This is a genomic window from Kitasatospora sp. RG8 (genome assembly GCF_017813315.1).
GTDB lineage: Bacteria > Actinomycetota > Actinomycetes > Streptomycetales > Streptomycetaceae > Kitasatospora.
Window position 1 is genome coordinate 191,850 of record NZ_JAGIYX010000012.1, and the last position, 25,395, is coordinate 217,244.

Genomic DNA, 25,395 nt, shown 5'->3' on the forward strand with positions numbered 1-25,395 from the left:
ACGGACCCTCGCACGACCAGGAACGGTCCGGCCCGCCGGGGGAGCCCCCCGGCGGGCCGGATTTCGTGCTGTCCGGGCCGGCGCCGACCTGACTCGCCCGGGCTCCGTGCCGGCCTGATCCGTCCGTCGGGGGCGGCGTCCGGGGCGGCGGGCCGGTGCTCAGGCCAGGTCGTCGGTGCGCCCGAGGGCGTCGGGCTGGGTCTCCTCGATCCGCCGCAGCATCCGCGCGAGCATGCCGGAGAGCACGATGCGCTCCTCGCCGACGAGGTCCTGGAGCAGCACCTCCTCGAAGACGGCGGCCATCCGCATCGACTCCAGCCACTTGTCGCGGCCGTTGTCGGTCAGCTCGATGATCACCCGGACCCGGTTGGTCTCGTCGCGCTCCCGGGTGACGAGGTCCTCGGCGACCATCCGGTCGATCCGGTGGGTCATCGCGGCGGGGGTGAGTCCGAGCCGCTTGGCCAGCTCGCCCGGGCCCAGCCGGTAGGGGCTCCCGGCGACCACCAGGGCCTTGAGCACCTCCCACTCGGCGGAGGTGATTCCGAGCACAGTCAGCTGCCGGTCGTAGGCGACGCTCATCCGCCGGGCGACCCGGGAGAGGGTCTGCACGATGGTCTCCACCTGGGGGTCCACATCGGGGAATTCCCGCTGGTAGACGGCCACCTGCTCGGCGATGCCCAGCTCGCGGGCGGTGGCCGGCGCGGGCTTCTCTGCAGTCATGCGCAACAGTGTCGCACGCGGGGTGCACCCCTTAAGCCTTTGACTCCTCACTCTTCTGGTGCTAAGACTTTATGACGTCAGACTTTAGCTCTTAAATCTTACGGACTTAAGAGTATCCAGTGAAAGCCGGCTCCTGGGCCGGCAGGGACCTCATGAAGGGGTGTGCACGGTGACCGGCACGGTGAAGCAGCAGAGGCAGCAGACGCGCGGGGCGGGCGGCCCGCTGCGCCGCGTCCAGATCGGCAACGCGCTCAGTGCGTTCGGCAGCGGGTTCACGATGCCGTACATGTTCGTGTACGTGGACCAGGTGCGGGGGCTGGGCTCGCTGGCCGCCGGGATGGTGTTCACCGTCTTCGCGCTGGCCGCGCTCGCCGTTCTCCCGTTCACCGGCCGCGGCATCGACCGGTACGGCCCGCGCCCGGTGCTGCTGGCCGGCGCCGCGCTCGCCGCCACCGGCGCGTTCGCCTTCGGCCACGCCACCGGCACCCCGGCCCTGCTGGTCTCCTCCTTCCTCTTCGGCGCGGGTGTCACCACCTGCCAGCCGGCGCTGGCCACGATGATCGTCCGCTGCTCGACCGCCGCGACCCGCTCGCACGCCTTCGCGCTGCAGTTCACCCTGGTCAACCTGGGCATGGGCATCGGCGCGCTGGTCGGCGGCCAGATCGTCGATGTCGCCGACCCGGCCAGCCTGACCAGGCTGTTCACCATCGAGGCGGCGACCTTCCTGGGCCTCGCCCTGGTCACCGGCACGGCGCGGATCCCGAACGCCGCACCCGTCCTCGTCCAGGACCAGAAGGGCGGGCCGCAGGGCCTGCGCGCGCTGGTCGCCGACAAGGCGATGCTGCGGCTCTGCGTGCTCGCCGGGCTGATCTTCTTCACCTGCTACGGCCAGTTCGAGTCCGGCGTCGCGGCCTTCGCCACCGACACCGTCGGCACCGCGCCCTCCACCCTGGGCATCGCCATCGGCGCCAACGCGCTGACCATCGTGGTGCTCCAGATGTTCGTGGTGCGGATCACCGCGCGCCGCCGGCGCACCACCGCGATGGCCGCGGCCGGCGTGGTCTGGCTGGGCGCCTGGGCGATGGCCCTGGTCGCCGGCCTGATCCGGACCGAGACCATGGCCGCCACGGTCGCGATCGTCTCGATCTACGCCCTGTTCGGGGTCGGCGAGTCGCTGCTCGCCCCCACCATGGGCCCGATCGTCGCCGATCTCGCCCCGGCCCGGCTGCTCGGCACCTACAACTCCGGGTACGCCCTGGTGAAGCAGATCGCGATCGCGGTCGGCCCGGCCGTCGGCGTGCTGCTGGTCGGCTCCGGCACCTGGCCGCTCTACCTGGCGGCGATGGCCGGCTCCACCCTGCTGATCGTCGTCCTGGCGCTGAAGCTGCGCCCGTACCTCACCGCGGCCCAGGACAACGTGGCCCCGGTCGTGGTCCGCACCACCCTGCCCGTCCGGGAGCTGCAGACCGCGGCGTGACCGCGCTGAGCAGCCGTGCGACTGCGCCGTCCGGGTCACCTGGACGGCGCCCGTCGCGCTTGGATTCGCGACCAACGGCACATAGTGTCAGTTGCTGTTGACCGCCCGGCCCCGGCCGGCACAGGCGAGACAGGCGAATCGGCGAGGCTATGACGCAAGCGGCGCTCACGCACCCACCCGCACCACCAGCCCCCGCGGCCCCGACACCGGCGCCGCGGGGGCTGCTGCGCTGGGCGGCCGACCGGTCCGGCTGGCTCGGGCCGATCGGCGTGGCGCTCTTCGCCGGACTCCTCCGGTTCTGGAACCTCGGCTACCCCAACGCCTTCGTCTTCGACGAGACGTACTACCCCAAGGACGCCTGGTCGCTGCTCAAGCAGGGCTACGAGGGCACCTGGTCGGACAGCGCCAACGCCGACATCCTGGCCGTGCCGCAGAACGTCCCGCTCACCTCCGCGCCCGAGTTCATCGCCCACCCGCCGCTCGGCAAGTGGGTGATCTCGCTGGGCGAGGCGGCCTTCGGGCTGCACCCCTTCGGCTGGCGGTTCATGACCGCCCTGCTGGGCACCGTCACCGTGCTGATGCTGGCCCGGATCGGCCGCCGGCTCTTCGGGTCCACCCTGATCGGCTGCACCGCCGCCCTGCTGATGTCCGTCGACGGCCTCCAGCTGGTGATGAGCCGGGTCGGCCTGCTCGACGGCGTCCAGATGTTCTTCGTCCTCGCCGCCTTCGGCAGTCTGCTGATCGACCGCGACCACACCCGGGCCCGCCTGGCCGCCGTCCGCGACGCCTACGGCGGCGACACCGTCCGCCTCGGCTGGCGCCCCTGGCGGATCGCCGCCGGCGTGTGCCTCGGCGCCGCCTGCGCGGTCAAGTGGAACGGCTCCATGATCCTCGCCGCCTTCGGCCTGCTCACCGTGCTCTGGGACCAGTCCGGCCGGCGCTGGGCCGGCGCCCGGCGCCCGTGGCGCTCGATGCTGCGCCGCGACGCCGTTCCCGCCTTCCTCGCCGTGGTCGGCTCGGCCCTGGTGGTGTACGTGGGCGCCTGGACCGGCTGGCTCGTCGCCGGCGGCAGGACCGGCGGCGGGTACGACCGGCACTGGGCCGACAGCCGGGCCGGCCTCTCCCCGGACAGCTTCCTGGGCGTCCCGCTGCCGCAGATCCCCATGACCTGGGTGCCCGCGCCGCTGCGCAGCCTCTGGCACTACCACTCGCAGATGTACGACTTCAACACCGGGCTGAGCACCCCGCACACGTACCAGTCCAACCCCTTCAGCTGGCTGGTCCAGGGCCGCCCGGTCTCCATGTACTGGGAACAGGTGCCGAACGGGCAGCACGGCTGCACCGCTTCCGGCGGCTGCGCGGCGCAGATCCTCGGCCTCGGCACCCCCGTGCTCTGGTGGGCGGCCTGCTTCGCCCTGGTCTACCTGCTCTGGCGCTGGTTCTTCCGCCGCGACTGGCGCTCCGGCGCCGTGCTCTGCGGCGTCGCCGGGATCTACCTGCCGTGGTTCCAGTACCAGGAGCGGACGGTCTTCTCCTTCTACATGGTCGTGCTGGTGCCGTTCCTCTGCCTGGCCGTCGCCCAGATGCTCGGCGCGATGCTCGGGCCGGAGGGCTGCACGCCCGAACGGCGCCGCTACGGAGCCGTGGGGGCAGGGCTGATCGTGCTGGCCGTCGTCGGCTGCTTCGCCTTCTTCTACCCGCTCTACACGGCGGAGGTGATCCCGATGACGTCCTGGCAGGACCGGATGTGGTTCACCAGCTGGATCTGACGCCGGTGCCGCTCGCGGCCGCGGGCGGCGGCCAGCTGCTGCCGGTCACCCCGGTGCTCGGGGTGGTCACCGCCGTCCTGCTGGCCGCCGCCGTGGCCGTGGCCGGGTGGGGCCTGCTGGGCCACGGGCACGCGGTGCTCCGGGCCGGGCTGCGCGCGGTCGTGCAGTTGGCGGTCGTCGCGCTGGTGATCACCTGGGTGGTCGGCTCGCTCTGGTGGTCGGCGCTCTTCGTGCTGCTGATGTTCACGGTCGCGGTCCGGACGGCCGGCCGGCGGATCACCCCCGGTCCGGAGTGGACCAGGGCGGCCGCGCCGATCGGCGCCGGGGTGCTGCCGGTGCTCGCCCTGCTGCTCGGCGTCGGGCTGCTGCCGCTCAAGGGCCTCTCGGTCATCCCGGTCGCCGGCATCCTGATCGGCGGCGCGCTCACCGCCACCTCGCTGGCCGGCCGCCGGGCCCTGGACGAGCTGCGGCAGCGCCACGGCGAGGTGGAGGCGGCGCTCGCCCTGGGCTTCGAGCCGCGCGCCGCCCGGCTGGAGATCTGCCGTACCGCTGCCGCCACCTCGCTCGTTCCCGCGCTCGACCAGACCCGGACGGTGGGCCTGGTCACGCTGCCCGGGGCCTTCGTCGGCATGCTGCTCGGCGGCGCCACCCCCGTGCAGGCGGGGGCGGTGCAGCTGTTCGTGCTGGTCGCGCTGCTGGCGGTGGAGTCGGTGGCGATCGTGGTGGTGCTGGAGCTGGTCGCCCGCGGCCTGGTGGGCGCGGAGCCCGTGCCCGACGGCGTCCGGTAGGCTGGACGGCGTTGAAGGGGAGTAGCCCTCCACCGGACCGTCGACATACTGGCCCCCCGGGGCCCGGCGCCCGGGGCAGTCCGCGCGGTCGCGTGCGGGTGCCGGCGAGACCTTCGGCCGCAGTGCTGTGACCATGACCAGTGCTGTCGGGCCGAAGCGACCCCTTGCGGAGCTGCCGAGGCCGGACAGCCCGACCGAGGGAATCCAACCTCCGATGAGCGCGCGAAGCGAGCGAACCGTCCGAAGGTGCGTACGGGCGAATGCCCCTGTCGAGCGAAGCGGGGCGGGCGCATGAGCCTGACCGTGCTCGCCATCACCTTCGGCATCATCTTCCTGGCCGAACTGCCGGACAAGACCGCCCTGGCCAGCCTGATGCTCGGCACCAAGTACCGGGCGGGCTACGTCTTCGCCGGTGTCGCCGCCGCCATGGCCGTCCAGGTCGGCCTCGCCCTGGTCGCCGGGCACCTGCTCTCGCTGCTGCCGCACCGCTGGGTGGAGGGCGTCACCGGCCTGCTGTTCCTGGCCGGCGCCGCCATGCTGCTCTTCCACGGCGGGGAGGACGAGGACGGGCACGCCGCCAAGGAGCCGTCCGCCAACAGCTTCTGGAAGGTGGCCGGGGCCAGCTTCGCGGTCGTCGCGATCGCGGAGTTCGGCGACCTCACCCAGATCATGACCGCCAACCTGGCCGCCAAGTACGCCGATCCGCTGGCCGTGGGCCTCGGGGCCTGGCTGGCGCTGTGCGCCGTCGCGGGGATCGCCATCGCGGGCGGCCAGAAGCTGCTGAAGTACGTGCCGATGAAGGTGATCATCCGGGTCGCGGCCGGTGTGATGATCCTGATGGCCGGGGTCAGCATCTTCCAGGCGGTCACCGGCTGACGAAGGGTCAGCAGCCCGGGTCGGCCTCCAGTGCGGCCCGGGTCTTCGGCCCGTAGACGTTGTTCTCGCCCTTGATCCGGTTGTAGCGCTGGAAGTCGTTCAGCACCGTCTGGGTCCAGTAGTCGAACGTGCCGGTGATGATCGACTTGTCGACGATGCCGCACTCGGCGGCCCACAGGCGCTGCTGCATGTCCTTGACGTCCGGGCCGGTCATGTTCAGCTGGAGCACCCGGATCGTCGGGGACGCGGTGGGCGTCGGGGTGGTCGCCGTGGGCGTCGGCGTCGGGCTGGCCGTCGGGCTCGGCGCCGCGGGCGGCGGGGTGGTGGGTGCCGGGGGAGCGGCCGCAGGCGGCGGGGTCGCGGCCGTGGGGGCGGGCGCCGCCGTCCTGGTCGGGCTCGGCCGGGCCGTCCTGGTCGCCGTCGGGCTCGGGGCGTCGCTGGTGGACGGCGGGGCGCTCGGGCTCGGCTCCGGCGGCTTGGTCGGGTCGACCGGCGGGGGCGCCAGGGTCGTCGAGGGCGCCGGCTGCGCCTGGTGGCTCGGCTCGTCGGAGGGCGTCACCGCGTACGCCAGGCCGACGGTGACCGCCAGCAGTCCGGCGCCGGCGGCCACCAGCAGCCCCTTGCGCCGGGCCGACACGCCCCCCTCCGCCTGCTCCGCCGCGCGCCGGGCGGCCCGGCCGCCGGTGCCCGCCGCGGCCCCGGGGGCGGCGGGCGCGGAGTGGGTGAAGGGGAAGAGGCCGATCTCGTCGCCGTCGGTGGGGGGCAGGTGCTGGTCGTCCTGGGGCGCCGCCATGACCGGGGGCAGCACGGTGGTCGCGTAGGCACCGGCGTCCGGCCCGGCCGGCGGGACCTGCGGGAGGACGGTCGTCGCCTGCACCGAGGGCGGCGCCATCGGGCCCGGCGGCGCCATGGGTGCGGTCGGTGGCATCGGCGCCACAGGTGACATCGGCGCCTGGAGCGGCTGCTGCTGGAACGGCTGTTGCTGGACGGGCTGCTGGAACGGTGCTTGCTGGACCTGCTGCTGGAACGGCGGCTGCTGGAGCGGCGGTTGCTGGACGGGTGGCAGCACGGTGGTGGCGAACGGGTCCGCCGCAACGCCGCCGGCCTGAGCGTCACCGGCCTGGACGCCGCCGGCCTGAGCGCCGTTCGGCGGGGCGTCCGCGACCTGTCCGGCGGTCTGCGCCACGTACGGCCGGACCAGAGGCGGGCCTTCGAGGTGGGGCAGGACGGTGGTCTCGGTCAGGCTCGGGTCCGGGAGGCACCGGCACCCGGCGGAGCGTGCGGTGCCGCACGTCGGGCAGTGCTGGTCCGGCATCGGCCGGTCCTCCTCGGTCTCGGATCAGTTCTCGCGTTGCTCCCCCTGCGCGTTCCCGGGCGTCTGCTCCCGGACGCCTGCTCGGACGTTCTCTCGGACGCAGGTGCCCGGACGCGTGTTCCCGGGGGCGAACGCGCCTGATTATGCAGGACGTCCCGGACGGTGGGACAGGGGCGTCCGGCCCGCTCTGGGGGTGTTGTGCCGGTTGGTGGCGGTTGGGACTTGATGAACGGTCGGCGGGGCCGGACTGTCACCCGGATGGCCGCCGCTCTTGCGTTCGGCTCAACTGAACGGCGCAAACCAGGGCATTTCTGACAGCATGGTGAACCGGGAGTGATCGACCGCACGGACCCCGGCCGGCCGGGGCCGGCAACCCCGGGCCGGCGCCCCGCCCCAGGCTCGCGACCCCTACGGAGACCCCATGACGGATCCGATCGCCGCGTCCGACCGGAGCCCCGCGAGCGAGCCGGGCCCGCCGGAGGCCACCGTCCCCAGGCTCTGGGTCCCGATCAGCGCCCTGCTGCTGGCGATGCTGCTCGCCGCGCTCGACCAGACCATCGTCTCCACGGCACTGCCCACCATCGTCAGCGACCTGGGCGGCCTGGAGCACCTCTCCTGGGTGGTCACCGCCTACATGCTCGCCTCGACCGCGGCCACCCCGCTCTGGGGCAAGCTCGGCGACATGTACGGCCGGAAGCGGTTCTTCCAGGCCTCGATCGTGATCTTCCTGCTGGGCTCGGTGCTCTGCGGCATCGCCCAGAACATGGGCGAACTGATCGCCTTCCGCGCCCTGCAGGGCCTCGGCGGCGGCGGGCTGATGGTGCTTTCGCAGGCCATCGTCGGTGACCTGGTCTCACCCCGGGACCGCGGGAAGTACCAGGGCCTCTTCGGCGCCGTCTTCGGCGTCACCAGCGTGCTCGGCCCGCTGCTCGGCGGCCTCTTCGTGGACAACCTCAGCTGGCGCTGGGTCTTCTACATCAACCTGCCGATCGGCGTGGTCGCCCTGGTGGTGATCGCCGCCGTGCTGCACGGGACGGAGGTGAAGCGGCGGCACCGGATCGACTACCTGGGCACCGTGCTGATCGCCTCGGTGGCCACCTGCCTGGTGCTGATGACCTCCCTCGGCGGTACGACGTGGGCGTGGAACTCCTGGCAGATCGTCGGCCTCGGCGTGCTGGGCCTCGTCCTGCTGGTCGCGTTCGTGCTGGTCGAACGGGCCGCCGCCGAGCCGGTGCTGCCGTTGCGGCTGTTCCGCTCGCGGACGTTCAGCCTGGTCGCCGTCATCTCCTTCGTCGTCGGCTTCGCCATGTTCGGCGCGCTCACCTACCTGCCGACCTTCCTCCAGGTGGTCATGCAGGTCTCGCCGACCATGTCCGGCATCCACATGCTGCCGATGGTGCTCGGCATGCTGGTCACCTCGATCGGCTCCGGCCAGATCGTCGCCCGCACCGGCCACTACCGGATCTTCCCGATCGCCGGAACGGCCGTCACCACCGTGGGCCTGCTGCTGCTCTCCCGGCTGGACGAGCACAGCAGCACCTTCGAGATGAGCTGCTACTTCCTCGTCTTCGGCCTCGGCCTGGGCCTGGTGATGCAGGTGCTGGTGCTGATCGTGCAGAACTCCGTCGGCTACCAGGACCTCGGCGTCGCCACCGCCGGCGCCACCTTCTTCCGCTCCATCGGGGCGTCCTTCGGCGTCTCCGTGTTCGGCACCGTCTTCGCGTCCGGGCTGAACGACCGGCTCCGGGACGCCCTCGCCGGGGTGCCGCTGCCGCCCGGCTTCAGCCCCGGGGCGGTCACCTCCGACCCGCGCGTCATCGCCGGGCTCCCGACCGACGTGCAGGACGCGATCTACCACGCGTACGCCGAGTCGATCACCCGGGTCTTCCTGTACGCGGTGCCGGTCGCCGTCGTCGCCTTCGTGCTCTCGCTCTTCCTGCGCGAGCAGAAGCTCCGCTCGACGGTCACCGCCCCCGACCTCAGCGAGTCCATCGGCCTCAACCCGGTCGAGCGGTCCTCGTTGGACGAGATCGCCCGCGCCCTCTCGGTGCTGAGTACCCGGGAGGCCCGCCGCGACCTCTTCCGGCGGATCACCGAGGGTGCCGGACTGGACCTCAAACCGGCCTCCAGCTGGCTGTTGTTGCAGATGTACCACCACGGCTCGGTCGAGCCCGCCGAACTGGCCGAGCGGCGGATCGTCCCGATGGCGGTGATCGAGGAGGCCGTCCGCGAGGTCGAGGGCGGGGGGCTCGCCTCGCGCACCGGCGGTCTCCCGCTGCGGCTCACCGAACCGGGCGAGGAGGTGGCGCTGAGGCTGGTGGCCGCCCGGCGGGAGCAGCTCTCCGAACTCCTCGGCGACTGGGACGAGAAGCAGTACGCGGACCTCGCCGACCTGCTGACCCGGCTCTCCTCCGCCCTCTGCGCCGACGAGCGCGACCGGCCGGACCGGCCGGACCTGGTCGGACCGGAGCACCCGTACCACGCGGAGGGGCGTTCGTTCTGAGTGCGGCCGCCTCATCCCTGAGGGTGAACCGCCCTCAGGGCGAACCGTGTTCAGGGCGAACCGCCCTCAGGGCGAACCGAACCAGCGCGGGGTGTCGAGGCGGAACGGGTCGCCGGGGGCGAGTGCGCGCAGGTCCGACTCCAGGGCGCGCAGCCGCTCCTCGCCGAGCGTCTCGGACCACTGGGTGCGCAGCTCGTCGAAGATCCGGGCGGAGCGGACGAGGCAGTCGGTGCCGCGTGCGGTGAGCCGGACCACCTTGCGGCGGGCGTCGTCCGGGTCGCTGCCGCGCTCGACGTAACCGAGCTGTTCGAGCTGCTCGACGGTCTTGCCGGCGGCCTGCTTGGAGACGCCCAGCCGGCGGCCGAGCTCGACGGCGGTCGTGCCGCCGGGACCGATCGCCTGGAAGACGAACCCGTGCATCGGGCGCAGGTCCGGGTGGCCCTCGCGGGCGATGCGCTCGTGCAGCTCGTCGATGATCAGGCGGAAGGCGAGGAGGAGGCGGAGCGGCAGCTCGAAACCCGGGGGCGCGGAGTCGCTTGACAAGATGGACAACCTCATTGACTATATAGACAACTTGATTGTCCATTGTAGGGGGTTCACGCATGACCGTCATCCGCAGCACCGAAGCCCGTCGCACCGAGACGCCCAACGCCGTGATGACCACCCTCGCCTCGCCCACCCAGGGCGGCGCCACCAACTCCCTGTGGCGGGTCGAGATGAAGGAGGGCGGGCAGGGCCCGCTGCACGTCTTCGACGCCGAGCAGATCTGGACGGTCGTGTCCGGCGGCGCGACCGTCGAACTCGGTGACGACACACTCACCGTGGCAGCCGGTGACACCGTCGTCCTGCCGGCCGGGGTGGCGCGCCGGATCACCGCCGAGGCCGCTTTCAGTGCCGTCGTCACCGCGCCGGGCGGCGCCCGGGTGTTCAAGGTGGGCGACCCGGAGGAGGACCGCTTCACCCCGGGGTGGATCGCCTGACCTTCGCCTGACCTTCGCCGGCCTCCGTCCGACCTCCACGGATCTCCGCCCGGCCTTGGTCCGGCCGGTGGTGTGTGGTGTAGCAGACTGCTGCTGACACACATCAGAACCGGGGCCTGCACGGGCCGCGGTGAACGAGGAGGTGCGGCGTGTCCGTCGTGAAGATCAACGTGCTGACCGTTCCGGCCGAACAGCGTGAGGTGCTGGAGAAGCGCTTCGCCTCCCGGGCCGGGGCCGTCGAGAACTCGGACGGCTTCGAGTGGTTCGAGCTGCTCCGCCCGGTCGAGGGCACCGACAGCTACCTCGTCTACACCCGCTGGCGCAGCGAGGAGGACTTCAAGGCCTGGATGGAGGGCCCCATGCAGGCCGCCCACCGCCAGGGCCCGCCGCCTGCCGAGGGCGAGGCCCCGCAGCGCCCCGCGGCGACCGGCTCCACCCTGTGGTCCTTCGAGGTCGTCCAGTCGGCCGGCCCGAAGGCCTAGTCCGGCCCGAAGGTCTGGTCCGGCCCGAAGGCATGGTCCAGCCCAATGGCTTGGTCGGGCCCGAGCCTTGGTTCGGCCCCAGGGCCTGGTCCGGCCCGTTCTCCGAGGGCCCCGGCCGGACGTACCGGTCGGGGCCGCGGAGGTCACCACACCGCGGCCGCCGCATCCGGCGCCGCGCCTGCTCGTCCTTCGGTCCCCTCCCTGGCGGGGTGGGGGCCGAAGTGTTTTCGATTCCGCTTGGCGTGATGCCTCACAGCCTCCGGACGCGCAGCACGCCGGTCAGCATCGGGAGGGTGAACTCGCCGTGGGCGGTGTCCGGTTGCCCCGCGAGGTAGGCGAGGACCCGGCCGAGCGCGGCCTCCCGCTCCTGCTCCGGCATGACCAGCATTCCCGCCCTCGTCGCGAGGGTCGCCACGAGGGACTCGGCGGTGCGGCGCTGCCCGTGCGGGAACTCGGCCTGCTCCGGTGAGCCGAACCGGGCGGCCGCGTCCGTCTTGGGAAGGTGCATCCCGGCCGTCTCGGCGCGCCAACTGGCGGGCGTGTCGCGGGGACCGATGGCCTCGACCGGGCTGACCCGCGTGAGCCCGGCGACCCACTCGACCCGGTCGTCCAGGAGGTTCCACAGGCCGGCCAGGACGCCGCCGGGTGCCAGGACCCTGGCGATCTCCGGTCCCGCGACCGCCATGTCGAACCAGTGCATGGCGTTGCCGGCCAGCACGACGTCGACGGAGGCGTCCGGCAGCGGGATCGCCTCGGCGCTGCCCTGCAGGGCGCGGACCGTCGGCAGTCCACGGCGCAGTTCGGCCAGCATCGCCGGGTCGGGCTCGACCGCCGTGACCTCGGCACCCGCCGCGACCAGCGTGGCGGTGAGCTTGCCGGTTCCGGCGCCGAGGTCGAGCACCCGGAGGCCGGGCGCGGGTTCGATCGCCCAACGCACCGCGGCCTGCGCGTAGTCCGGGCGGTGTTCGGCGTACGCGCCCGCCGCCGTGCCGAACGACGAACTGAGGAGTAACTGATCGTCCTGTTTCATGCGATCACCGTATCCGTGCCACTCCCGGCCGACCACCCCTCCTCGTCACCTCCTCGCCGCCTCCTCGCCACTTCGACGGCGGCTGTCCGGCGGCGCAACGACGCGCCTCCGGGCCCGGGTTGACGGATGGTTCCGGGGCTCCGGGGGGTCGGACGGGTCACCGGCCGGCGACGTACGGGCGGTCGCGGCGGGCGTCGTGAAGGACTGCGGCCCACCAGTGCAGTTGGTCGAGCAGGACCTTGGCCGAGCCCTCCGGCTCCTCCGGGGCGATGAGGGTGCCGTCCGGCGAGAAGAGCAGGTAGTAGCGGGGGAAGGAGACGTACTCCCGGACGGTGTGGGCGTGCAACTCGTTGAACACCTGGCGCAGTTGCTCGATCGCCAGCAGGCCGCCGCTGGCGCCGCTGTAGCCGACGAAGCCGATCGGCTTGGCCTGCCACTCGGTGTAGTGCCAGTCGATGGCGGCCTTCAGGGCGGCCGGGAAGCTGCGGTTGTAGTCGGGCGTCACCACGACGACCGCGTCGGCGGCCCTGAGTCGCCGGGTCAGCTCGGCCATCCCGGCGGGGCGGGGCAGGTCGGGCTGCATCGCCGGTGGCACGGAGGGCAGTTCGAGCGGGATGTCGAAGTCCGCCAGGTCGATCAGGTCGACGGCGAACTCGCCGTGCCGTCCGGCCTGTTCGGCGAACCAGTTCGCCACGACCGGGCCGAAGCGGCCGTTCCGGACACTGCCGACCAGCACTGCGAGGTTGAGTCGTTCATTGGACATGGGGGTGCTCCGTGGGTTGTCGGGTGGCCCGGGGCGGGCCTGACGACTCCAATCTGCCGGGCGGGACGATGCGGGAGGGAGACCGGCTGGAGAGTGGTAGTGGCAGGGCCACGATCCGCTCCGGGGCCGGGTGTTACGTTCGGCGGGTGAGCGACAACGAGCTGGGCCTCTTCCTCCGCCTCCGCCGTGAGGCCGTCACGCCGGCCGAGGCCGGGCTGCCCGTCGGACCGCGGCGGCGCACGCCCGGACTGCGCCGCGCGGAGCTGGCGACGATCGCCGGGGTCAGTGTCGAGTACGTCACCAGGCTGGAGCAGGGGCGGGACCGGCGGCCGTCACCTCCGGTGCTGTCGGCGCTGGCGGACGCGCTGCGGCTCACCGCCGCCGAGCGGGTCCACCTGCACCGGCTCGTCAAGGGCGCCGATCCGGGCTTCAGTTGTACGGGAGGCGCCGGGCCGAACCGGGCGGTCCGGCCGACCGTGCAGGCCCTGCTGGACCGCCTGGAGCCGGCGCCCGCCCTGCTGTTGAACAGGCTGAGCGAGATCCTGGCCTGCACGGAAGGCTACCGGCGGCTGGCCGGGCCGGTCGGACTGCTGGACGGCAGGCGGCCGAGCCTCCCGCGGTTCGTCTTCACCGATCCGCGGGCGCGCGCGGCCTATCCGGACTGGGACCGGGTCGCCGACGAGCAGGTCGCCGCCATCAAGCAGGGACCGGGGCGGTCGGACGCCCATGTCGGCGCGCTGATGGACGAGTTGACCGTCGCGTGCGGAGCGGAGTTCTCCGGCCGGCTGGAGTCCGTGCCCGGGCTGCCGCAGGCGAACGGGCTCACCCGGGTCGTCCACCCGGAGGCGGGGGAGCTGCGGCTCGCCTACGAGACGCTCGAACTGCCCGCCGACGACGACCAGCGGCTCGTCGTCCACCTCCCGGCCGACGAGGCGACCGCCACCGCGCTCGACCGCCTCACCGGCCGCCGCCCGGGTGCCCTGCGGGCGGTCTGAAGGCTGCGGCGGAGCCGGACGGTTGCCACGGACTGCTGCTGCCACGGACTGTGGTGGCGACGGACTGCGGTGGCTTCCGCCGGTACTGCGGCGGCTCCTGCTGTCTCAGAGCCCTGCACGGCGTGGCGGCCCGGTCGCACCCTCGCCCGGGCCGTCGGTCCGGGAACGCCGCCATTCCGAGCGCAGTTCGCCGAACACCTCGACCTCCGGGACCAGCGAACGCGGCAACGTCGAGCGCCGCGATGGCCTTGGTCCCCGCGCAGAGAAGGGCGGCCACAGCCGACACCACGGTGACGGCGGCCAAGGACAACGGCTCGATGCTCAACACGGACCCGTCGCCTTCGCGGGTCGGATCGGTGACCCGGTGCAATCCTGGCCGGCTCACTGCCGGTCCAGTCCCCTTCCCGTCGGTCCCCGTGCCGGGCCGGTCCCCGTTCCCGGCCGGTCCCCCTATCGGCGGTGCCGCCGCCCCCTGGACCGGCCGCCCCCGGCCGGGCGGTCACGTTCCTACGGTGCCTCCCCGGCCGGGCGGTTACGTCCCTACGGTGCCTTCCCGGGCGGGCGGAACTCCACCGGGGCGGCGAACGCGGCGCGGCGGCTGGCCCGGCGCAGGGCGCGCAGGAGGGGGGTGCCGAGGCTGAGGCAGAGGACGACGGTGAGGGCGGCGCGGGGGAGGTCCCAGCCGAGCGAGGTGGTCAGGCAGTAGGCGGCGAAGCGGACCAGGTTGGCGGAGACCGGGTCGCCGGGGACGAAGGAGATCGAGCTCGCCAGGCCGGCGATGTAGGGCCAGCCCTGGAGGTTCATGACCGTGCCGTAGAGGACGGAGGCCACCGCCCCGTACCCGGCCAGCAGGGCGAGTTCGCGGCGGCCGCGCAGGGTGGCGGGGCCCGGGAGCAGACCGGCGCCGAGGCAGACCCAGCCCATGGCGAGCATCTGGAACGGCAGCCAGGGGCCCACCCCGCCGGTCAGCAGGGCGGAGGCGAACATCGAGAGCGAGCCGAGCACGAAGCCGAAGCCCGGGCCGAGCACCCGTCCGGACAGCACCATGAGGAAGAACATCGGCTCCAGCCCGGCCGTGCCGGCGCCGAGCGGGCGCAGGGCCGCCCCCGCGGCGGCCAGCACGCCGAGCAGGGCGACCGACTTGGCGTCCAGTCCCGGAGCGCCGCCGCCCGCCGTGCGGCCCTCGGAGATCTGGGCGACCACGACGGCGAGCAGCAGCGGCAGGAGCAGGGCGAACAGCCAAGGGGCGTCGGTCGCGTGGCCGACCAGCGCGGAGTCGGTCGCGGCGAGCAGCGGCCAGCCGAAGGCGGCCACGCCGACCAGCGAGGTGAGGAGCAGCGTCGCGACCGAGCGGCGGCCCAGGGGGACGGGGCGACCGAGGGGGAGGGCGCTGGGGGGAGGGGCCGGGCTGCCGGGTGGGGCCGGGTTGCCGGGAGGGACGGGGCCGTCGGGAGGGGTCGGGCGGCTCATCCGGCGCTCCCGTCGAGGGCCCGCTCGACCTGGTGGACGGTGAGCCAGGGAGAGGGGGTGAGGATCTTGGCGACCTGCGGGGCGAACGCGGGCGAGGAGACCACCACTTCGGGCGTCGGACCGTCCGCGACGATCTCGCCCTCGGCCAGGATCACCGTGCGGTGGGCGAGTTCGGCGGCCAGTTCCACGTCATGGGTGGCGAGCAGGACGGCGTGGCCGTCGGCGGCGAGCGCGCGCAGGATCGCGACCAGGCGGGACTTGGCGGCGTAGTCGAGGCCGCGGGTCGGCTCGTCGAGCAGCAGGAGCGGGGGCCGGGCGGTGAGGACGACGGCCAGGGCCAGGGTGAGCCGCTGGCCCTCGGAGAGGTCGCGGGGGTGGGTGGTGTCGGCGATGCCGGGCAGCAGCCGTTCGACCAGGGCGCGGCAGGTGCCGGGGGCGGCGCCCGCGTCGGCGTCGGCGGCGGCGCACTCGGCGGTGACGCTCTCCCCGTAGAGCAGGTCGCGCGGGTCCTGGGGGACGAGCCCGACCTGGCGGATCAGGTCGGCGGGCCGGCTGCGGTGCGGGGTGAGCCCGCCGACCCGGGCACTGCCGGCGGCAGGCGCGTGCAGGCCGACCAGGGCGCCGAGCAGGGTCGACTTCCCGGCGCCGTTGCGGCCCATGAGCGCGGTGATCTCGCCGGGGTGGAGGGCGAGGTCCACGCCACGGAGGGCGGGGACGGGGCCGCGCCTGACGGCGAGGCGCCCCGTCTCGGCGACGGGCGTGCCGGTGGGCGCGGGAGCGGCGTCCGGGTGCAGGCCGTCGAGCCGGGCGCGGAGGCCGGCCGCCTTGCGGCGGGCGTCGCGGACGGAGAGCGGCAGCGGGTCCCAGCCGGCGAGCCGGCCGAGGCCCACCACGGGCGGGTGGACGGGCGAGTGCGCCATCACCGCGGCGGGTTCGCCGAGGACGGGTGGCGCGCCGGGGGTGAGCAACAGGACCTGGTCGGCGTACTGGACGACCCGCTCCAGCCGGTGCTCGGCCATCAGCACGGTGGTGCCGAGGTCGTGGACCAGCCGCTGCAGCACGGCCAGCACCTCCTCGGCGGCGCCCGGGTCGAGCGCGGAGGTGGGCTCGTCCAGGACCAGCACGCGCGGGTGGACGGTGAGCACCGAGCCGATCGCGACGCGCTGCTGCTGGCCGCCGGAGAGGGAGCCGAGGGCGCGGTCACGGAGGTCGGCGAGGCCGAGCAGGTCGAGCGTCTCCTCGACCCGGCGGCGCATCACGTCCGGGGCCAGGCCCAACGACTCCATGCCGTAGGCGAGTTCGTCCTCGACCGTGTCGGTGACGAAGTGTGCCAGCGGGTCCTGGCCCACCGTGCCGACCAGATCGGCGAGTTCACGCGGCCGGTGCTCGCGGGTGTCGCGCCCGCCGACGGTGACCCGGCCGTGCAGCACGCCGCCGGTGAAGTGCGGGACGAGGCCGCTGACCGTGCCCAGGAGGGTGGACTTGCCGGAGCCCGACGGGCCGACCAGCAGGCAGAGTTCGCCCTCGGGGATCGTCAGGTCGACACCGCTCAGCGCGGGGGCCGCGGCGTCGGAGTACTGGACGGAGACCTGGTCGAAGGTGATCACGAGGCCCTCCGGGGCTGGTGCGGGGTGGTGGCCCGGGTGGTGGGCCGGTGCGGGGCGGTGGGCCGGGCGGTGGGCCGGGTGGGGGTGGCCATGAGGTCCTCCGGGGTGGTCACGAAGCCCTCCGGGGTGGTGGCGGCGCGGCGAACGCCGGGACCAGGCCGATCAGGACGGCGACCACGGCGGCCAGTGGCAGGGTGGGGGCGGTCGGCGGGACGACGGTGGGGGCGAAGGCGGCCGGGGCGCGCGCGGACAGCCAGATCGTCAGCCCGGCCACGGCCACGCCCGAACCGGCGGTCAGCCACTCCGGCAGCGCCCACGGGTCGGGCCGGTAGCGCGTCCTGGTGGAACGGCGTCCGCCGAGCAGCAGTCCGGTGAAGGCCGCGGCCAGGCCGAGCAGCAGCACGGGCAGGGCCCAGCCGGTGCCGCCGGCGGTCAGCAGCCCGTACGTGGCGAGGCAGACGCCGAGCAGGCCGGCCAGGGTGAGCGCGGCGGTGGTGCGGGCGAGACGCGGAGGGATGTCGGTGGTGCGGCCGAAGCCGCGGGTGTCCATTGCGGCGGCGAGCGCCACCGAGCGCTCCAACGCGCCCTCCAGGACGGGAATCCCGACGCTCAGTACGGCGGCGATGCCCCGGTCGGTGCGCCCGCGCAGACGGCGGGCGGCCCGCAGCCGCCGGACGTCGGCGACCAGGTTCGGCGCGAAGGTCATCGCCACGACGACGGCCACGCCCGCCTCGTAGAGCGCGCCGGGAAGCGTGCGCAGCAGGCGGGCCGGGCTGGCGAGGGCGTTCGCGGCGCCGACGCAGACCAGCAGGGTGGCCAGGCGCAGGCCGTCGTAGAGCGCGGCGAGCAGACCCTCGACGGTGACCCGGCCACCGATCCGCACGCCCTGTGCCCAGGTGGGCAGCGGCACCTCGGGGAGGGTGAAGAGGACGTGCGTCCCCGGGACCGGCGAACCGAGCAGTACGGCGAACACCAGGCGGATGCCCAGCACCATCAGTCCGAGCCGGAGGAACGCGCCGTACGAGCGCGACCACGGCGCATCGCCGCGGCGGGCGGCCACGACGTAGCCGGCCACGGCGGCGAGGAGCAGGAGGATGAGCGGATTGGTGGTGCGGGTCGCCGCCGCGCCCAGGCTCAGCGCCCACAGCCACCAGGCCCCGGGATGCAGTTGGCGGGGGCCGATGGGCGGGCGGCGGGAGCGGGCGGCGCGGGGCGGGCCGGCGGCGCGGGGTGTGGTCACGGCGGAGGGGGTCCAGGTCGGCGCGGGTGGGCTGGGGGAGGGAGCGGTTGGCGGGTTGAGGGGTGATGGGCGGTGGGCGGTGGGTGGTCGGCGAGCGGGTCGGCGGATGGGGTGGCGGGGCGGCGGCTGGTGGGCTGGGGGCGTTCGCGGGGCGGGCGCCGGGGGCCGGGCGCGCCGGGTTGGTGTGAGCTGGGCCCGGAGTGGGAAGTCGGCTGGGCCGACTTCCCACTCTGGCGCGTTCGCGGTGGGGCCGTTATCTGTAGACCGGTCGGTATATATGGACCGGTCTATATATGTAGACCGATCGGTATATTCGATTCATGCCGGCCGGGTTGGCCGGGTTGGCGGGGTTGGCCGGGTCGACTGAGCCAGCCAGGTTGGCCGCGTCGGCATCTATGGACCGGTCTACATATTCGCTCCGGGTTCACCGTCGTCGGCGCACCTGCCAGACGGCGCCCGCGGCGAGGGCGGTGACGAGGACGGCGCCGCCGATCACTCCGAGGTCCGGGCCGTCGGAACCGGGCGCGGGATCGTCGCGGACGGCGACGAGGGTGGCCTCGGACGAGGGCTGCCCGGCTGCGCCGAGCTGGTCGGCGCAGCCGGACCTCGGGTAGCCGGCGATGGCGCACAGCAGTCCGCTGCTGTCGTACCGCAGCGGCGGGGCGACGGTGGCCAGCACCTCCGCCGAGCTGGCGTTGCCGGGCACGACGGCGCAGGCGGTGCGGCGTCCGGGCGGGGTTTCGCCGGCGGAGTCGGCGGCGGTGCCGAAGTCCAGGACCACGCCCACCCGCTTGCGCCCCTGCTGTTCGGGCGTGGCCCCGCAGATGGTGGCGAAGTCCGCGTCGGTGCCGGGACGGGCGGCGTCCCGGCCGCCGTCCGGACTGACGGCGAAGCGCCACCCGTCCACGCCGCCGTCCTGCGGCACGTAGACCGTGGGCCCCTGCTGCTGGTACGCCCAGGCGCTGCCGGACCACTTCCAGAATGACCAGTACCGGTACCCGGCGGCCTGGGCCGGGGCCGCCCCGAGCACCAGCAGGATCAGCACCCCGGCCACCACCCCGGCGACGAACCGGACGACCGCAGGCGTCACCCGCCGGCCACAGCGGACAGCCGCCCCGGCCGACCCGCTCAGGCCGGCCGAGTCCGACCGGTCCCCCGAGCACCCGCTCGAGCCGGCCGTCCCGTTCGCGCGGGCCGTCCCGCCAGCGCCGGTCGACCCGTCCGGGCCGGCCGGCTCGCCGGGGCTGGTCACAGCTTCGGGCCGCGCTTGCGCTGGAGGCTCAGGACCAGGCCGCCGCCGATGCCGATGAGGAGGCCGACGCCGATCAGCCACCACTGGCTGATGCCGCCGTCCTTCTTCTCCTCCTTCGCCGGAGCAGAGGCCGAACCCGATGCCGCCGGGGCGGCCGCCTTCGGCGCGGGGCCGAGGGCGGTCAGCTGCGCGACCAGGTCGCCGCCGAACGAGGCCGGGTCGCGGTGGGCGGCCTGGGCGACGAGCAGCAGGCTGGCCGTGGCGGCGGCGTCGGTGCCGCCCTTGGTCCAGGTGGTGCCCTCCTTGGCCAGCCAGTCGACCGCGCCGGCGGCCTGCTGCGGGTGGCCGCCCTGGATCAGGCCGAGCGCGGCCCACGCGGTGGCCGTGTGGTCGGGGGTGGGAGCGGCACCGGGGGTGGTGAGGGTGAGGTGCTGCCCGCCCGCCGCGAGCTGCGCGGTGACGTAGGCGCCGGCGGCCTCGCCGGAGTCGGCGCGCGGCACGGCCGTCGACGTGGCGCCGGTGGATCCGGTGGAGCCGTCCGCACAGACGAGCGCCTTGGGAGCGGCGTCGGTCCGGTTGGTGTTGGTGACCGGCAGCTTCCCGCCGGCCGCGGCCAGCGAGGCCTGGCCGGTGGCGAGGGCGTTCGGCTCGAACGTGCCGTCCGGCTTGGGCTGGTAGGCGAAGGCTCCGCGCTGGTCGGCCGGGGCGGCACAGCCGAGTTGGAAGAGCGCCAGCCCGTCGAAGGCGTTCTTTCCGGCCTTGGCGACGCCGGCCGGGTCCACCTTGGCGGCGAACAGGGCGCTGACGGCGAGACCGGTGGAGTCGGCGTCGCCCGGGCTGCCGGGGTTGTAGGCCCAGCTGCCGTCCGCGTTCTGGTTGGTCTTCAGCCACTGGACGCCCTTGTCGACGGCGTCCTGGTGTCCACCGAGCGCGACCAGCGCCTGGATGGCGAGGGTGGTCGCGTTGCTGTCCTCGGTGGTGGCGTCGCAGGCCGCGGTGGTGTCCGCGCGGAACGAGGGCCAGCCGCCGTCCGCGCACTGCTGGCCGGTGAGCCAGGAGACGGCGGAGTCGGCGGGCGTCACCTTGGCGTCGGCCAGCGCGGTGAGGGCGAGCGACTGCCGCCACACCCCGTCGAACGTCGGGTCGCTCTTGCCGTACAGGCCCTCGGGGACGGTGACGGCGCCGGGCGAGGGGCTGTCGGCGAGGGCCGGTGCGGCGGCGGTGCCGGTGAGCAGCGCGGCGGACAGGGCGGCGGCGCCCAGACGGGCGGCGGTGTGCATGGTGGAGATGAGCCTTTCGGTGAGCGGTGGTGGCCCGGGGGCCCTCCGTAGTCCTCGACGGTGCCGGGCACGGGTGTGCCCGGTCCGGCCGCTCGCCCCTCCCCGGGCACTCCGACTCGCCCGGCTGTCCACCGGGCTCACGGTTGCGGGTCAGTGCCGGATTCGCACCGGCTTTCCCCGGAGGAGAAGCGGGATGGAGTTGTCCTGCGGGTCGACTCTAGCCGCCGTTCGGCGCCCGTCCGACCCGCCCTGACGAGAACAGGTTCCACTTGGGCGGGGTGCGTGGCGGCACGGCGGTGGGACGCCGGCGGCGGAGCGGCGCCTCGGTGCTGACACGGCACCGGCACGGCGTCCGCCGGGCACCGGCGGTGCGGCCGCCGGGGCGGTGGCGGGCGGGCGGCGGGCCGGTGTCAGGGCGGCGGCCGGCCGGCGGAGCGGCAGCCGCCGGGGCCGGGCGGTCAGGGCAGCGTGAGCAGTCGGGCGGCGGTGTTCAGGTCGGCGCGGACCTCGGCGATCGAGGACCGGCCGGAGAGCCAGGACACCAGCGCCGAGTGCCAGGTGTGCTCCATCACCCGGACGGCGGCACGCTGGCTCTCGGTGGGCGGTCCGGACTGGCCGATCGCGTCCAGGATCAGCTGCCCGGTGGCCGTGCTCACGAGGTCCACCTCGGTGCTGACCGAGCGGTCGGCGAAGGAGAGCGCCCGGACCATCGCCTCCGCGAGCAGCGGTTCGCGCTGGAGCGCGTGGAACGCCCGGGTGAGCGTCTCGGCGACCCGCGGCGCCGGTTCGCGCTCGGCCGGCGGGTGCCGCCGGACCTGCTCCTGGAGGCCCTGCAACTGCTCCAGCATCACCGCGACCAGCAGATGTACCTTCGACGGGAAGTAGCGGTACAGGGTGCCGAGCGCCACCTGCGCGCCCTCCGCGACCTCCCGCATCTGCACCGCCTCGTACCCGCCGCGGGCCGCCAGCACGGTCGCGGACCGCAGGATCCGGTGGCGCCGCTCGGCCTGTCGGGCGGTCAGCGGCGGGCCGTCGGGGGGCGGTACGGCGGAGGGTGCGGTGGCCGGTGCGGGGTGCGTCGCGGGGGCCGGCGCCGGGTGCGCGTCGGCGGGCGCCGCGGGGTTCGGCACGGGGCCCGGTGCGGTGCGGGGAGCGGATGGTGCGTCGGCGGGCGGTGCGGCATTCGGTGCGGCTGGCGAGTGCAAGGGTGCTCCCGGTGCGCGAGAGTGGCGGGGTGCTCCTGGAGTGCCGGAGCAGGTCCGGAACAGCTCCGGAGCATGCCGGGCCGACCGGTCCCGCGAGGTGGGTCCGGCAGGTCGGTCGGGTGCTCCGGCGTGGCGTGAATCACCAGCCCTGGCTCCTGACGGGAAGCTACGGGCCGGTATCTTCGAGGTCTCTCATTGTTCACATGGTCACTGGTGAACTCCACACCACACTGAAACCTGATCTACTTTAGCGACCGGCAGCACACCTAGTAGCAGAGATGGGGGCCGAGGATGACCGCGCAACCGCTGCGGATTGCCCTGCTGTCGTACCGCGGCGACCCGTTCTGCGGCGGCCAGGGCGTCTACGTACGACACCTCTCCCGTGAACTGGCCCGGCTCGGCCACCACGTGGACGTGATCGGTGCTCAGCCCTACCCCGTACTGGACGAGGTCGAGGGCCCCGGCTCGGTCCGGCTGGTGGAGCTGCCCAGCCTGGACCTCTACCGCGCCGACGACCCGTTCCGCACCCCGGGCCTCGCCGAGTACCGGGGGCCGGTGGACGTGCTGGAGGTCGCCACCATGCGCACCGGCGGCTTCCCCGAGCCGCTGACCTTCTCGCTGCGCGCCCGCCGCCACCTCGCCCTGCACAGGGGCCGCTACGACGTGGTGCACGACAACCAGACCCTCGGCTACGGCCTGCTCGGCCTGGGACGGCACGGCTTCCCGCTGGTCACCACGATCCATCACCCGATCACCGTGGACCGGCAGCTGGAGCTGGACGCGGCCCCCACCCGGCTGCGGCGGCTGTCGCTGCGCCGCTGGTACGCCTTCACCCGGATGCAGCGCCGGGTGGCCGCCCGGCTGGACCACATCATCACCGTCTCCGGCAGTTCGAAGCGGGAGATCGTCGAGCACCTGGGCGCCGCGCCCGGCGCGGTCTCGGTGGTGCCGATCGGCGCCGACACGCGGCTCTGGTCCCCGTCGGAGACGGTGCGCCGGGTGCCCGGCCGGATCGTCACCACCTCCAGCGCGGACGTCCCGCTCAAGGGCCTGGTGTACCTGGTGGAGGCGCTGGCCAAGGTCCGCACCGAGCGGGACGCGCACCTGGTCGTGGTCGGCAAGCCGCAGAAGGAGCGCGGGCCGGTCGCCGACGCGGTGCGCCGGTTCGGCCTGGAGGAGCACATCGAGTTCCGCAGCGGCCTGACCGACCAGGAGCTGGTCGACCTCTACCGTTCGGCCGAGGTGGCCTGCGTCCCGTCCCTGTACGAGGGCTTCTCGTTGCCCGCCGCCGAGGCGATGGCCACCGCGACGCCGCTGGTCGCCACCACCGGCGGGGCGATCCCGGAGGTGGCCGGGCCGGACGGCGAGAGCTGTCTCGCCGTTCCGCCGGGCGACGCGGGCGCGCTGGCGGCCGCACTCGGCCGGCTGCTGGACGATCCGGAGCTGCGCGTCGCGCTCGGCGGGGCCGGGCGCGAGCGGGTGCTCGAACGGTTCACCTGGCAGCGGGCCGCCGAACTGACCGTCGAGGGCTACCGGGCGGCGATCGCCACCGGCGTCGGGCAGCGGGCCCGCTCCGGTCCGGGCTGGCGCTACGTGGCCTGACGGGCCGCCGGGCCGGACCGGCCGCCCGGCCGGGACGGTACCCGGCGCGTCGCCCCGCCGGCCGTCCGGCAGGTCACCCTGTTCTCACGCTGTCCCCCACAGTTCTGACGTGGCGTCAGAAACGCTTGGTACCAAAGGAATGGGAGCCCCGCAGTGCTGACCGTTGATTTCTCGCGCTTCCCGCTCGCCCCCGGCGACCGGGTGCTCGACCTGGGCTGCGGCGGGGGGCGGCACGCGTTCGAGTGCTACCGGCGCGGGGCCAACGTGATCGCCCTCGACCAGAACACCGAGGAGATCGCCGAGGTCAGGAAATGGTTCGCGGCCATGGAGCAGGCGGGCGAGGCCCCCGAGGGCGCGTCGGCGGTCGCCATGGAGGGCAACGCGCTGGCCCTGCCGTTCGAGGACGAGTACTTCGACAAGATCATCATCTCCGAGGTGATGGAGCACATCCCCGACGACAAGGGCGTGCTCAACGAGATGTTCCGCGTCCTCAAGCCCGGCGGCCTGCTGGCCGTCACCGTGCCGCGCTGGCTGCCGGAGAAGATCTGCTGGGCGCTCTCCGACGAGTACCACGAGGTCGAGGGCGGCCACATCCGCATCTACCGCGGTGACGAACTGCTCGGCAAGCTCAAGGACGCCGGCCTGGAGCCGTACGGCACCCACCACGCGCACGCGCTGCACGCGCCGTACTGGTGGATCAAGTGCGCGGTCGGCGTGGACAACGACAAGGCGCTGCCGGTCAAGGCCTACCACCAGCTGCTGGTCTGGGACATCGTCGGCACCCCGGTGATCAGCACCCTCACCAAGGCCGCCGAGAAGGCGCTCAACCCGGTCATCGGCAAGAGCTTCGTCGCCTACGCCTCCAAGCCCAACCGCGCCGAGCCCAACCGCGCCGAGCAGGTCGGTGCCGAGGCGGACCGGGCCGAGGCGGACCGGGCCGAGACCGGGCGGGCCGGCGAGTGACCGCCGCCGTTCCCGAGGTGCTGCTGCTGGACGGGGTGCTCGACGCCGAGCAGGCCGCCCGCACCGTCGGCAGCATCCTCGCCGAGCAGCAGGCCGATGGCGCCATACCGTGGTTCACCGGCCACCACCTCGACCCGTGGGACCACACCGAGGCCGCGATGGCCCTCGACACCGCGGGCGAGCACGCCGCCGCCGAGGCCGCCTACCGCTGGCTGGCGGCCCGCCAGAACCCCGACGGCTCCTGGTACGCGGCCTACGCCTACGGGCAGGGCGGCACCGACGGCGAGGTCTCCAACCCGGCCAAGGAGACCAACTTCTGCGCCTACATCGCGGTCGGGGTCTGGCACCACCACCTCAGCACCGGCGACGACGCCTTCCTGGACTGGATCTGGCCCGTGGTCAGGCGCGCCCTGGACTTCATCGTCGGCCTGCGGCTGCCCGGCGGGCCGATCTCCTGGCGGGTCGACGAGAACGGCGAGGCGCCCGACGAGGCGCTGCTCACCGGCTCGTCCTCGATCCTGCACGCGCTCCGCTGCGGCCTGGCCATCGCCGACTACCTGGAGGAGCCGCAGCCCGACTGGGAGCTGGCGGCCGGCCGGCTGCGGCACGCCATCGCCCACCACCCCGAGCGGTTCCTCGACAAGGACCGCTTCTCGATGGACTGGTACTACCCGGTGCTCGGCACCGCGCTGCGCGGAACGGCCGCACTGGAGCGGATCGAACGGGACTGGGACCGCTTCGTCGTCCCCGGCCTCGGCGTGCGCTGCGTCAGCGACCGGCCCTGGGTGACCGGCGGGGAGAGCGCCGAACTGGCCCTCGCGCTCTGGGCGGTCGGCGAGTCCGACCGCGCGGTGGACATCCTGCGCTGGATCCAGAAGCACCTGCGGCACACCGACGGCTCGTACTGGACCGGGTACGTGTTCGAGGACGACGCCATCTGGCCCGAGGAGCGCACCACCTGGACGGCGGGCGCGCTGCTGCTGGCCGTCGCCGCGCTCGGCGGCGACCCGGCCACGGTCGCGGTCTTCGGCGGTGACCAGCTGCCCGCGGGACTGGTGGTGCAGGACTGCTGCTGAGG

General features: G+C 73.9%; 22 protein-coding genes and 1 riboswitch. Of the genes, 11 read left to right on the forward strand and 11 right to left on the reverse strand.

Annotation, left to right across the window (positions count from 1 at the left end):
• Positions 1-159: 159 nt before the first annotated feature.
• Positions 160-720, reverse strand: coding sequence for a MarR family winged helix-turn-helix transcriptional regulator (locus J5Y04_RS20045; RefSeq protein WP_209413442.1), 561 nt, complete (start codon positions 718-720; stop codon positions 160-162).
• Between the two features lie 169 nt (positions 721-889).
• Between J5Y04_RS20045 and J5Y04_RS20050 the strand changes: the two genes are divergently transcribed.
• The 4 genes from J5Y04_RS20050 to J5Y04_RS20065 all read left to right on the forward strand — a co-directional run bounded on the left by J5Y04_RS20050 (position 890) and on the right by J5Y04_RS20065 (position 5,630).
• A complete protein-coding gene (locus tag J5Y04_RS20050) occupies positions 890-2,197 on the forward strand; it encodes an MFS transporter (protein WP_307853205.1) in 1,308 nt (435 codons plus the stop codon).
• 149 nt (positions 2,198-2,346) lie between these two features.
• Positions 2,347-3,966, forward strand: coding sequence for a dolichyl-phosphate-mannose--protein mannosyltransferase (locus J5Y04_RS20055; RefSeq protein WP_209413443.1), 1,620 nt, complete (start codon positions 2,347-2,349; stop codon positions 3,964-3,966).
• On the forward strand, positions 3,945-4,754 hold the full coding sequence (locus J5Y04_RS20060; RefSeq protein ID WP_307853206.1) for an ABC transporter permease: 810 nt from the start codon (positions 3,945-3,947) through the stop codon (positions 4,752-4,754). The genes J5Y04_RS20055 and J5Y04_RS20060 overlap by 22 nt, the downstream gene beginning before the upstream one ends.
• 291 nt (positions 4,755-5,045) lie before the next feature.
• Positions 5,046-5,630, forward strand: coding sequence for a TMEM165/GDT1 family protein (locus tag J5Y04_RS20065; RefSeq protein WP_209413444.1), 585 nt, complete (start codon positions 5,046-5,048; stop codon positions 5,628-5,630).
• A gap of 7 nt (positions 5,631-5,637) precedes the next feature.
• Here the strand turns inward: J5Y04_RS20065 and J5Y04_RS20070 are convergent, their stop codons facing one another.
• Complete coding sequence (locus tag J5Y04_RS20070; protein ID WP_209413445.1) at positions 5,638-6,945, reverse strand: peptidoglycan-binding protein; 1,308 nt, start codon at positions 6,943-6,945, stop codon at positions 5,638-5,640.
• Positions 6,946-7,366: 421 nt separating this feature from the next.
• On the opposite strand from J5Y04_RS20070, the gene J5Y04_RS20075 reads away from it, so the two are divergent.
• Entirely contained in the window at positions 7,367-9,448 is a 2,082-nt protein-coding gene (locus J5Y04_RS20075; RefSeq protein WP_209413446.1) for an MFS transporter, read from the forward strand.
• A gap of 66 nt (positions 9,449-9,514) precedes the next feature.
• On the opposite strand, the gene J5Y04_RS20080 is transcribed toward J5Y04_RS20075, so the two are convergent.
• Complete coding sequence (locus tag J5Y04_RS20080; protein ID WP_305852855.1) at positions 9,515-9,991, reverse strand: MarR family winged helix-turn-helix transcriptional regulator; 477 nt, start codon at positions 9,989-9,991, stop codon at positions 9,515-9,517.
• A gap of 59 nt (positions 9,992-10,050) precedes the next feature.
• On the opposite strand from J5Y04_RS20080, the gene J5Y04_RS20085 reads away from it, so the two are divergent.
• Complete coding sequence (locus tag J5Y04_RS20085) at positions 10,051-10,428, forward strand: cupin domain-containing protein (protein ID WP_209413448.1); 378 nt, start codon at positions 10,051-10,053, stop codon at positions 10,426-10,428.
• Between the two features lie 149 nt (positions 10,429-10,577).
• Complete coding sequence (locus J5Y04_RS20090; protein WP_148645357.1) at positions 10,578-10,910, forward strand: antibiotic biosynthesis monooxygenase; 333 nt, start codon at positions 10,578-10,580, stop codon at positions 10,908-10,910.
• A gap of 250 nt (positions 10,911-11,160) precedes the next feature.
• On the opposite strand, the gene J5Y04_RS20095 is transcribed toward J5Y04_RS20090, so the two are convergent.
• The gene (locus tag J5Y04_RS20095; RefSeq protein ID WP_209413449.1) at positions 11,161-11,940 is read right to left on the reverse strand and encodes a class I SAM-dependent methyltransferase; all 780 of its coding nucleotides are present in this window, start codon (positions 11,938-11,940) and stop codon (positions 11,161-11,163) included.
• Between the two features lie 157 nt (positions 11,941-12,097).
• The gene (locus J5Y04_RS20100) at positions 12,098-12,703 is read right to left on the reverse strand and encodes an NADPH-dependent FMN reductase (protein WP_209413450.1); all 606 of its coding nucleotides are present in this window, start codon (positions 12,701-12,703) and stop codon (positions 12,098-12,100) included.
• Between the two features lie 146 nt (positions 12,704-12,849).
• Here J5Y04_RS20100 and J5Y04_RS20105 point away from each other — a divergent pair, with 146 nt between their 5' ends.
• The gene (locus J5Y04_RS20105) at positions 12,850-13,698 is read left to right on the forward strand and encodes a helix-turn-helix domain-containing protein (RefSeq protein WP_209413451.1); all 849 of its coding nucleotides are present in this window, start codon (positions 12,850-12,852) and stop codon (positions 13,696-13,698) included.
• Positions 13,699-14,238: 540 nt separating this feature from the next.
• On the opposite strand, the gene J5Y04_RS20110 is transcribed toward J5Y04_RS20105, so the two are convergent.
• From J5Y04_RS20110 to J5Y04_RS20135, 6 genes are all read right to left on the reverse strand, one after another.
• Positions 14,239-15,168: an ECF transporter S component gene (locus J5Y04_RS20110; RefSeq protein ID WP_209413452.1), complete on the reverse strand. Its 930-nt coding sequence runs from the start codon at positions 15,166-15,168 to the stop codon at positions 14,239-14,241.
• Positions 15,165-16,775 carry an ABC transporter ATP-binding protein gene (locus J5Y04_RS20115; RefSeq protein ID WP_209413453.1) on the reverse strand — a complete coding sequence of 537 codons (1,611 nt, stop codon included), beginning with the start codon at positions 16,773-16,775 and terminating at the stop codon, positions 15,165-15,167. Before J5Y04_RS20115 ends, J5Y04_RS20110 begins: the two co-directional genes overlap by 4 nt.
• A 109-nt stretch (positions 16,776-16,884) precedes the next feature.
• Positions 16,885-18,015: a CbiQ family ECF transporter T component gene (locus J5Y04_RS20120; RefSeq protein ID WP_209413454.1), complete on the reverse strand. Its 1,131-nt coding sequence runs from the start codon at positions 18,013-18,015 to the stop codon at positions 16,885-16,887.
• Positions 18,016-18,439: 424 nt separating this feature from the next.
• The gene (locus tag J5Y04_RS20125; RefSeq protein ID WP_209413455.1) at positions 18,440-19,105 is read right to left on the reverse strand and encodes an SCO2322 family protein; all 666 of its coding nucleotides are present in this window, start codon (positions 19,103-19,105) and stop codon (positions 18,440-18,442) included.
• Between the two features lie 158 nt (positions 19,106-19,263).
• Positions 19,264-20,547, reverse strand: a complete 1,284-nt coding sequence (locus tag J5Y04_RS20130) for a prenyltransferase/squalene oxidase repeat-containing protein (RefSeq protein ID WP_209413456.1) — start codon at positions 20,545-20,547, stop codon at positions 19,264-19,266.
• Between the two features lie 104 nt (positions 20,548-20,651).
• Positions 20,652-20,725, reverse strand: a riboswitch (cobalamin riboswitch).
• Positions 20,726-21,005: 280 nt separating this feature from the next.
• Positions 21,006-21,677: a TetR family transcriptional regulator gene (locus J5Y04_RS20135; RefSeq protein WP_209413457.1), complete on the reverse strand. Its 672-nt coding sequence runs from the start codon at positions 21,675-21,677 to the stop codon at positions 21,006-21,008.
• A gap of 366 nt (positions 21,678-22,043) precedes the next feature.
• Between J5Y04_RS20135 and J5Y04_RS20140 the strand changes: the two genes are divergently transcribed.
• From J5Y04_RS20140 to J5Y04_RS20150, 3 genes are all read left to right on the forward strand, one after another.
• Positions 22,044-23,354, forward strand: a complete 1,311-nt coding sequence (locus J5Y04_RS20140; protein ID WP_209413458.1) for a glycosyltransferase family 4 protein — start codon at positions 22,044-22,046, stop codon at positions 23,352-23,354.
• A gap of 153 nt (positions 23,355-23,507) precedes the next feature.
• Positions 23,508-24,317, forward strand: coding sequence for a class I SAM-dependent methyltransferase (locus J5Y04_RS20145; RefSeq protein ID WP_209413459.1), 810 nt, complete (start codon positions 23,508-23,510; stop codon positions 24,315-24,317).
• A complete protein-coding gene (locus J5Y04_RS20150) occupies positions 24,314-25,393 on the forward strand; it encodes a prenyltransferase (protein ID WP_209413460.1) in 1,080 nt (359 codons plus the stop codon). The genes J5Y04_RS20145 and J5Y04_RS20150 overlap by 4 nt, the downstream gene beginning before the upstream one ends.
• Positions 25,394-25,395: the final 2 nt, after the last annotated feature.